The following is an 8,444-nucleotide window of genomic DNA, read 5'->3' on the forward strand; positions in this document are numbered from 1 at the left end:
GAGATGACGTTGGACCTGGGCCCGGTGCCGGGGACGGGCTCGGTGACGGTGCTGATCCAGCCGGAGCGGGGCAAGGCGCTGTGGGTGGTGCCGGGTGACGTGGGGTCGGTGGGCAATCCGCCCACGGAGCTGTTGCGCTCGCGCTTCGCGCAGCTGGTGTACCAGCCCATGTCGGAGCGGGTGGTGGTGCAGGGGCTGCGGCCGGGCCGGTACACGCTGGTGTGGGGCTACTTCCACGCGGAGATGCCCGGGTCGGGCCCGGTGGTGCGCTCGGTGGACGTTCCCACCCAGGGCGAGGTGTCCCTGCGGTAGTCGGGTTGCGACCGGGCGGGCTGGCGCGTAATGAATCCGCATGGACGCATCCGCATTGAAGGGTCGCCGGATCATCGTCGGAGTGGGTGGCGGTATCGCGGCGTACAAGGCCTGCGAGCTGGTGCGTGAGCTGGGCCGCGCGGGCGCGGACGTGCGGGTGGCCATGACAGAGGCCGCGCGCCAGTTCGTCACCCCGCTGACCTTCCAGGCGCTCGTGGGGCACCCGCCGCTCACGGACTACTTCGACCCGGCGCAGGAGGGGAACTTCGGCCACCTGGACCTGGCCCGCTGGGGTGAGGTGTACGTGGTGGCGCCCGCGACGGCGGACCTGATCGCGAAGATTCGCGCGGGCTTGGGCGGCGACGCGGTGACGACGTCGCTGCTCGCCTTCAAGGGGCCGGTGGTGCTGGCGCCCGCGATGAACGTGGCGATGTGGGAGAACGCCCGGACGCAGGAGAACGTGGCGTCGTTGCTGAAGGAAGCGCGCTTCAGCACGGTGGGGCCGGGCGCGGGGATGCTGGCGTGCGGCGACGTGGGCTCGGGGCGGCTGGCGGACGTGGGCGCCATCGTGTCCGCGGTGGCGGCGCGGCTGGGAGGCGGTCCGCTCACGGGCAAGACGGTGCTGGTGACGGCAGGCCCCACGCGCGAGTACCTGGATCCGGTGCGGTTCATCTCCAATCCGTCCACGGGGAAGATGGGCCTGGCGCTGGCGCACGAGGCACGGGCGTTGGGAGCGAAGGTGACGGTGGTGCTGGGCCCGGTGGGCGCGGTGGACCGCACGGGGCTGGAAGTGGTGGACGTGGTGAGCGCGGAGGACATGGCGCGAGAGGTGCTGTCGCGCGTGGAGTCCGCGGACGCGTTCATCGCCACGGCGGCGGTGAGCGACTGGAGGCCGGAGTCGCGCGCGCCGCAAAAGGTGAAGAAGGGCGAGGGCCCGGAGAACCTCAAGCTGGTGCGCACGCCGGATGTGTTGCTGGAGGCGTCTCGCAAGGTGGCGGGCAGGGCGAAGCGTCCGGTGCTGGTGGGCTTCGCGGCGGAGACGGAGCGGGTGGTGGAGCACGCGCGCGAGAAGCTGGAGCGCAAGGGGCTGGACGCCATCGTCGCCAACGACGTCACCGCGGAAGGCGCGGGGTTCGGGACGGATACGAACCGGGTGACGGTGATTTCGCGCAGTGGCCCTGACCGCGTGTTGCAAGGCAGCAAGCGCGCGGTGGCAGGGGAGATCCTGTCGCTGCTGCTCGTGTCACCGCGCGGCTGAGCGCTTCGGCATCTGATTGAGCACGGGCTCACGCGAGAGGTGTGGCTCGGCGGCCCGCTCCGGCCTGGTGGCGGGAGTGCCCCGCCGTGTCGCCCGGGCCTTCTGCGACATGCTGTCCCTGCGCACGGTGGAGATGCCGTTCCCCTCACCGCGCATGACCAAGTGCCTCATCTGGCACACCCGGACGGGTGCGGACCCGGGTGCGCGTTACTTCCGCTCGCTCGTCGTCGAAGCGCTCAGGGAATGACCTTGCGGCGGCGGTAGTCCGCGAAGACTTCGCGGAACATCGTCTCTGTTTCGATGTGCCCCGGGAACCCGTGGCGCCGCGCCTTGGACGGGTCCGCGAGGAAATCGAAGTTGATCGAGAACATCCCTTGGGCATGACGCCAGGGGTTGATGTCCGTGTATGGAGTAGGAGCGAGCCCGTGCTTCGCCACCATCCTGTCCCAAAGCGGTGCCTTGTCCGCCATCGTTTCAACCAGGGAGATGGGGAGGGGAGGGGCCACCTCCAGGTCGAACATGCGGGCAATCTTCGGCCACAGCTCGCTCCAGCGGAACTGGTCGCCGTTGTTGATGTTGAAGGCCTGGTTGGCGGCCTTGGGGCTCGTCGCCGCCCACAGCATGGCGTGCGCCAGGAGCCGCGCGTCCGTGATGTCCATGAGGATGTCGTAAGCGGACGGCGGCCCGGGGAAGCGCAGTGGGATGCCCAGCTCCTTCGACATGGACGCGTACACCGAAATGGCCAGCGCCGCGTTCATCGGGGTGCCCATCGCGTAGCCCACCACGACGGACGGGCGGAGCGCGGACCACGTCCACGCCTTGCCCTGCTGACGCTGCTCCAGGAAGACCTGCTGATCCACGTTGAACGCGGGAGGCATGTGCGGCGCGTCCGTCTCCCGGGCAGGCGTCTTGAACGGTCCCAGTTGCGCGCCGTAGACCTTGTAGCCCTGCATCAGGTTGATGTGCTGGAGGTTCCTGGCGACAGGCTCCACCGCGTCCACCACGTTGACGAGCATGGTGACGTTGGGCGCCACCAGCTCCGCGAGCGTCGGGCGGTCCTGGTAGGCGGCGTAGAAGATGTGCGTCACCTGCGTCAGGCCGCTCAGCTTCTCGCGGCTGTCGGCCGCGTCGAGCAGGTCCACGGAGATGAAGCGCACACCCTGGCGGTTCTCGCCTCCGCGCCGCGACAGGCCGATGACCTCCCAGCCGCCGAGCGCTTCGAGGTGTTCAATGAGGTTGAGTCCGGCGATTCCGTTGGCCCCGACGACCAGGGCCACGTTCTTGGTGGATGACATGGGGTTCTCCATGCGGCCCCACGTGGATCCGTCTCCGGGCCGCACGGGTCTAGTATTCGCGTGCCCTGTCACGAGGTAGAGCCGTCCCAGGCACAGGACTTGTGAGTTCAATTCAATGGCGCGTCTGGAAATCAATCGCTCCGGGGAGATGGAGGTCTTCGTCCGGGTCGTGGAGCAGGAGGGGTTCTCCGCGGCGGCGCGCACGCTGCGGATGACGCCGTCAGCGGTTAGCAAGCTCGTCGCGCGGCTGGAAGCGCGCCTGGGCGCGCGACTCGTGCACCGCAACACCCGGGGCCTCCAGCTCACTTCTGAAGGCTGCGTCTTCTACGAGCGCAGCGTGCAGGTGCTCGCGGAACTGGAGGCTGCCGAGCGCGGTGTCACGTCCCACGACGCGCCGTCGGGTCGCGTGCGCGTGAACACCAACGTGCCCTATGGCACGCACTTCCTCCTGCCGCGGGTGCCCGCGTTCCAGTCTCGCTATCCGGGCATCCGCCTGGACATCGGGCTCACGGACCTCGTGGTGGATCTGCTGGAGGATCGCGCGGACGTAGCCATCCGCGCGGGCCCGCTCAAGTCGTCCAACCTCATCGCGCGAAGGCTGGGGGAGACGCGCAAGGTCATCGTCGGCGCGCCGGCCTATCTGAAGGGCATGGGCACGCCGAAGTCAGCCGCGGACCTGGAGCGGCATACGCGAATGGGGGCCAGTCACACTCCCGCACTGGAGCAGTGGCCCCTCACGGAGCGTGGCGCCGTGGTGGACGTGCCCGTTTCCGGGACCCTCTTCGCCAGCGACGGCGAAGCGCTGCGGCATCTGGCGCTCGCGGGGGCGGGCCTCGCGCGAATCGCCGCCTTCCAGGTGCGTGAGGACATCAAGGCCGGACGGCTGGTCGCCGTGCTGGAGGACCGCAACCCTGGGGACACCGTGGTCTTCCACGCTGTGTTTCTCGATCCCGCGAAACAGCTTCCTGCGCGTATTCGTGCGTTTCTCGATTACTTCGCCGAAGTGGGCATGCGCTGACTGCTCACACCTATCCTTCCAGCGGTTCGCTGCTCAGCCAGAACGAGCGGTTGCCGCTGCGCAGCGCCTTCTCCAGGAACTCCGCGAAGGACGATGCGATGCGTTCCACCTCTGGGTACGTTTCATGGAAAGCATCGAACAGCGGATAGTTTCCGTCTGCCTGCTGCGCGACGTCCACGAAGACGTAGTCGCCGTCCTGCATGTCCACCACACAGTAGTGCGTGGCCGGTCCCGCGCTGTCCTCGTCTCGTCCGAAGATGGCAGCGCGCGCTCGTTCAATGCGCTCCAACGGCAACAAGTGGTAGTTCACATCTGGGAGAGGGGCGAAGAGCGTCGCTCCGTTGCAGTGCAGATAGAAGGCTCGCAGGTCCTCGTCCAGCTTCCACCCCATGCGCGCTTCAAAGGCCGCGACCTGCTCGGGCGTGGCGGGCGGACGGGGATAATGGAGCCGCGAGACTTCGTCGAGCAGGCGCTTCATCGACATGTTTGCTCCTCAGCCCGTGTAAGGCCGGTCGGGGCCCGGCGTGAGCCACTTGCCTCCAGGGGCGTAGCAGGCGGGATACTCATTGGTGAACACCTTGTGGACGTCCCCGGGGACAGGGATGACGTTGCCAGCGGCTGTTGGGGCGCCACCGTGCGCGAGATCGAAGATGTGGTGACCCGCCCAGTTCTCACCTCCGCTTGTCTTCGGCCAGTCTCCGAACTCCGAGCTCCACTTGCGGCGGAAGGACTCTCTTGCGGACTGCCAGGTGTCCCGTCGCCACTTTCCGTCCGATACCGTCGGGTAATCGCAGCAGCAGTGGGTGATGGCCAGACGCCCGCCTGCCTCCGCAGGCATGAACAGGTAACGTCCCTGCCAGTCCCCCTTGATGTCGGCCAGCCACATGCAACCCATGAGTGCATGGCCCTGCGCCGCGCACTTTGACTCGCAGCGGGATAGGAACGCGGGGCTGCACTGCCAGGGCCCATAGTAGATGGTCGTCTGGAGTTGCCCTCCGTCCGGCGTTCTGACGACCGGCGCCACCCACTTCGCCATGGCGGGATTGCCCGTGGTGCCGATGGTGGCCGAGCCGCATCCAACAAGGACCACAAGGGACGCCGCGCTTGCGGCACGCTGGATGAGACGAATGGCTATCACGGCAAGCGGTGATAGCGCGGCAAGAGCGCGTTCGACAATCAAGCTCGGGCTAACGCAAGCCCACGGCCGCGACCTGCCCCGGAGTCCCTTCCACCCCGTGAATGAACGTGTGTTGCTCCACGTGCACGGCCTCATGGAAGTCAGGCTCGCCGCGCCCACCATTCCAGTCCACGCGGTCCATGCGGATGATGCGTGACGAGTACGGCGACAGCGTCGCCGGATCCGTCACCAACTCCAGCTCCACGCGCGCGTACCGTCCTTTTGTCTCGTCCGACTGTCCGACAGGTTCACGGACAAGCTTCAGCTTCACGCACTTGGGCTCCGGCACTGACTCAGAGCACGGCACACCCACGTCCAGCCGGACACGCTCCTCGGCAGAGACCTCCTCGGTCTTCTTGCGGCCGGTGCCCACGGACATCGTCATCGGCACGACCGTCGTCCTCCCAGGCGTGAAGCTCGCTCCGTGCCAGCTTCCGACCCACTCGTCCCAGCGGTTGCGGGCCTCACGCTCCAGGCCGTTGCTGAGGGCCTTCGCCATCTGGGCCTTCTTCATGGGGCTGACCGGCAGCGCGTCCAGCAGGTCCTTGCCGGGGCCGTCCTCCAGCGGATCAATCCCCTGGAAGTCTCCCTGCGCGTCGATGATGGACGCGGCCAGCGGCTCCACGAAGGCAGGGAAGGGGGCTTCGATGATCTCCACGTCCTGGAACACCAACCGCCGACGCCCCTCTCCATCCGCGGGACCGAGTCGCATCGAGTACCGGCGCTGCGCCGTCTGCCGGCCGCTCCAGTCCGTCCGCACGTCCACCGTGTGCATCACCCGGAGGGTCGACTGCTCCGGCCAGGCGTAGCGCAGCGTCACCAGGTCCTTCCCCTGCGCGCCGCCAAGCGTGGCGCAGCCGAAGACCCCGGAGGACAACGCTGCGATGACGAGCCACGGGCGCGCGAAGGAAGCCATGTCCCGTCACGATAACAATGCCAGCCTGTCCGCGCGGCACGGCATGACGCCCGAACCGCGCGGACCCGACACTCAGGCCGTGGCCACCGTCGTGCCTCGTCGCAGGCCCGCGTACTCCAGCGCCGCGAACACCGCGACCGCCAGCGCTTGCGCCATGACGAACGCCACTCCCAGGCCCGTGGGCGTCGTCGGCCCGTGCGTCAGCAGCAGCACGCTGTCCACCACCCACGTCACGTTCACCGCGACCACGCACCACACCGGCCAGGAGGGCAGGGTGGCCCGTGACGCCAGGTACACCAGCAGCAACGCGAAGGGGATCAGCCCCACCCCCGCCGCGCGCAGGATGCCCGGCTCCAGGCCCGTCAGCGCCCCCAGCGGTTCCGCTGCCAGCGCCCCCAACAGGCCCGTCGCCCCGCTGGCGACGCCGTCCAGCAGCAGCACGCGGCGCAACAGGCTTCCCGACACGTTCGTCTTGCTCATGGCACACGTTCCCTTCAGTGGAATGGATGAACGCGACGGCGCGGGCCTTGGGAAAGGCCGTCCGTCGTTGATGGACAAGATGCGCGGCCGGGTGTGCGGCGTCGATTACCTCCGAGGGAATGGATGCGATGACGTGCGCCCCCTATCTTCCCCTCCATGACGAGCCTTCAGCAGAGCCGTCCCGTGGGAGAACTGCTGCGCGGCTGGCGACAGCGGCGCGGGCTGAGCCAGATGGACCTCGCGTTGCGCGCGGAGGTCTCCACCCGTCACGTGAGCTTCCTGGAGACCGGCCGCTCCCAGCCCAGCCGAGACATGCTGCTGCACCTGGCGGAGGAACTGGACGTGCCCCTGAGAGATCGCAACAGCCTGCTCGTCGCCGCGGGCTTCGCGCCCGTCTTCGCCGAACGCTCCCTGGACGACCCCGCCCTCAACGCCACGCGCGAGGCCGTGGAGCTGGTGCTCGCGGGCCATGAGCCGTACCCCGCGCTGGCGGTGGACCGGCACTGGACGCTCGTCACCGCGAACCGCGCCGTGGGCATCCTGATGGAGGGCCTGGCGCCGGAGCTCCTGGAGCCTCCCATCAACGTCCTGCGCCTGAGCCTGCACCCCCAGGGGCTGGCCTCCCGCATCGACAACCTTCGCCAGTGGCGCGACCACGTCCTCCACCGCCTCACCCGGCAGGTGGACGTCTCCGGGGACGCCACGCTCGCGGCGCTGCTGGAGGAGCTGAAGGGCTACCCGGTGCCGGAGTCCTCCCCGGACGCGAAGGCGCGCGACTTCGCGGGTGTGGTGGTGCCCCTGCGCGTGCGCACGTCGCTGGGGCGCCTGTCCCTGTTCAGCACCACCACCGTGTTCGGCACGCCCGTGGACATCACGCTCGCGGAGCTGGCCATCGAGTCCTTCTTTCCGGCGGACCCGGAGACGGCCGAGGTGCTGCGGCGGGCCGCTGCGGAGCGGGCCCGCCAGGACACCTGAAACCGCTACGGCTTCACACGCACCGTGCGCAGCGCCGTGCCCCAGGACACGACCTGATCCAGCAGCGTGTTCACCTGCTTCTCCTTGGCCGGGTCCGGCTTGAAGACGGTGTAGTGCTCGAAGTCGGTGGAGAGGAACAGCTGCACCTGCGCGCGCACCGTGGCCATCTGCAGCTCCGCGGCGACCAGGCGCAGCTGCTCCACCGCGCGCACGCCGCCCGCGCTGCCGTAGCCCACGAAGCCGGCGGCCTTGTTGTTCCACTCCTTGTAGACGTAATCGAGCGCGTTCTTCAGCGCGCCGGACGTGCCGTGGTTGTACTCGGGCGTGACGAACACGTACGCGTCGTAGCCCTCCACCGCCGCGCTCCACCTCTTGGTGTGCTCCTGGGTGTACTTGCCCGCGGACGGCGGGGTCGGCTCATCCAGCAGGGGCAGGTTGAAGTCCTGGATGTCGACGAGCTCGTACGTGGCGTCGCTGCGCTTCTTCGCGATGTCGTGGACCCAAGCCGCGACCTTGTCCGCCTTGCGTCCGGGCCGCGTGCTGCCAACGACGATGGCCACCTTGATCATGTGCGAGCAACTCCTGGGAAAAGGGCGTGGAACCAGCGCCCGGCATCTTCCCCAGGTCCGCCCCGTGGCCAAGGGCGTTACGCGGGGGGTGTGTCCTGATTCGACCAGTGCCCGGTGCCTCCGCCCGGAAGGTGGCGCAAGCCCCGACCCTGGGCTAAGCGTACAGGCAACTTCCCCGGCTGCTTCCTTGCACCGGGACGGCCCCTTCGATACCGATCCACCACCGTGAACGACGACACGCCTGATTCCATGCAGGAGCTGGCCGACGTACTCCAGGACGTGCGCCGCCACCTGCTCTGGCAGGAGGAGACCGCGGGCCGCTCGCTCCTCGTCGACGCGAAGGTCGCCGCCGAGCTCCAGCAGCAGCGCGCCGCCGCCTCGTCCGTGCGCACGATGATCGCCCGGACCAAGGCCCCCGAGCCGGCCGCCGCCCCCACGCCTCCC

The 8,444-nt window shown here is 68.6% G+C and carries 9 protein-coding genes and 2 pseudogenes; 6 read left to right on the plus strand and 5 right to left on the minus strand.

Annotated elements, in window-relative coordinates; translation table 11 throughout:
* From D7Y21_RS38495 to D7Y21_RS42065, 3 genes and pseudogenes are all read left to right on the plus strand, one after another.
* Window positions 1-312: pseudogene (locus D7Y21_RS38495) on the plus strand (carboxypeptidase regulatory-like domain-containing protein); the annotation flags it as partial.
* A gap of 40 nt (window positions 313-352) precedes the next feature.
* Window positions 353-1,570, plus strand: coding sequence for a bifunctional phosphopantothenoylcysteine decarboxylase/phosphopantothenate--cysteine ligase CoaBC (coaBC, locus tag D7Y21_RS38500; RefSeq protein WP_121718367.1), 1,218 nt, complete (start codon window positions 353-355; stop codon window positions 1,568-1,570).
* 76 nt (window positions 1,571-1,646) lie between these two features.
* Window positions 1,647-1,817, plus strand: coding sequence for a hypothetical protein (locus D7Y21_RS42065; RefSeq protein ID WP_158627414.1), 171 nt, complete (start codon window positions 1,647-1,649; stop codon window positions 1,815-1,817).
* Here D7Y21_RS42065 and D7Y21_RS38505 read toward each other — a convergent pair.
* Window positions 1,807-2,865: an SDR family oxidoreductase gene (locus D7Y21_RS38505; RefSeq protein ID WP_121718371.1), complete on the minus strand. Its 1,059-nt coding sequence runs from the start codon at window positions 2,863-2,865 to the stop codon at window positions 1,807-1,809. The two genes, D7Y21_RS42065 and D7Y21_RS38505, sit on opposite strands and share 11 nt — an antisense overlap.
* A gap of 115 nt (window positions 2,866-2,980) precedes the next feature.
* Between D7Y21_RS38505 and D7Y21_RS38510 the strand changes: the two genes are divergently transcribed.
* Window positions 2,981-3,883, plus strand: coding sequence for a LysR family transcriptional regulator (locus D7Y21_RS38510; protein WP_120562665.1), 903 nt, complete (start codon window positions 2,981-2,983; stop codon window positions 3,881-3,883).
* 10 nt (window positions 3,884-3,893) lie between these two features.
* On the opposite strand, the gene D7Y21_RS38515 is transcribed toward D7Y21_RS38510, so the two are convergent.
* The 3 genes from D7Y21_RS38515 to D7Y21_RS38530 all read right to left on the minus strand — a co-directional run bounded on the left by D7Y21_RS38515 (window position 3,894) and on the right by D7Y21_RS38530 (window position 6,456).
* Window positions 3,894-4,367: an SMI1/KNR4 family protein gene (locus D7Y21_RS38515; RefSeq protein WP_120562666.1), complete on the minus strand. Its 474-nt coding sequence runs from the start codon at window positions 4,365-4,367 to the stop codon at window positions 3,894-3,896.
* Between the two features lie 703 nt (window positions 4,368-5,070).
* On the minus strand, window positions 5,071-5,976 hold the full coding sequence (locus D7Y21_RS38525; RefSeq protein WP_121718369.1) for a hypothetical protein: 906 nt from the start codon (window positions 5,974-5,976) through the stop codon (window positions 5,071-5,073).
* A gap of 72 nt (window positions 5,977-6,048) precedes the next feature.
* Window positions 6,049-6,456: a hypothetical protein gene (locus D7Y21_RS38530; RefSeq protein ID WP_120562669.1), complete on the minus strand. Its 408-nt coding sequence runs from the start codon at window positions 6,454-6,456 to the stop codon at window positions 6,049-6,051.
* A 183-nt stretch (window positions 6,457-6,639) separates the two neighbouring features.
* Here D7Y21_RS38530 and D7Y21_RS38535 point away from each other — a divergent pair, with 183 nt between their 5' ends.
* Window positions 6,640-7,431 carry a helix-turn-helix domain-containing protein gene (locus D7Y21_RS38535; RefSeq protein ID WP_304988581.1) on the plus strand — a complete coding sequence of 264 codons (792 nt, stop codon included), beginning with the start codon at window positions 6,640-6,642 and terminating at the stop codon, window positions 7,429-7,431.
* Between the two features lie 5 nt (window positions 7,432-7,436).
* Here the strand turns inward: D7Y21_RS38535 and D7Y21_RS38540 are convergent, their stop codons facing one another.
* Complete coding sequence (locus tag D7Y21_RS38540; RefSeq protein WP_120562671.1) at window positions 7,437-8,000, minus strand: NADPH-dependent FMN reductase; 564 nt, start codon at window positions 7,998-8,000, stop codon at window positions 7,437-7,439.
* A 225-nt stretch (window positions 8,001-8,225) separates the two neighbouring features.
* On the opposite strand from D7Y21_RS38540, the pseudogene D7Y21_RS38545 reads away from it, so the two are divergent.
* Window positions 8,226-8,444, plus strand: a pseudogene (locus D7Y21_RS38545) (uracil-DNA glycosylase); the annotation flags it as partial.

Origin of the sequence: Corallococcus sp. AB045 (assembly GCF_003668895.1) — a bacterium.
Lineage (GTDB): Bacteria > Myxococcota > Myxococcia > Myxococcales > Myxococcaceae > Corallococcus > Corallococcus coralloides.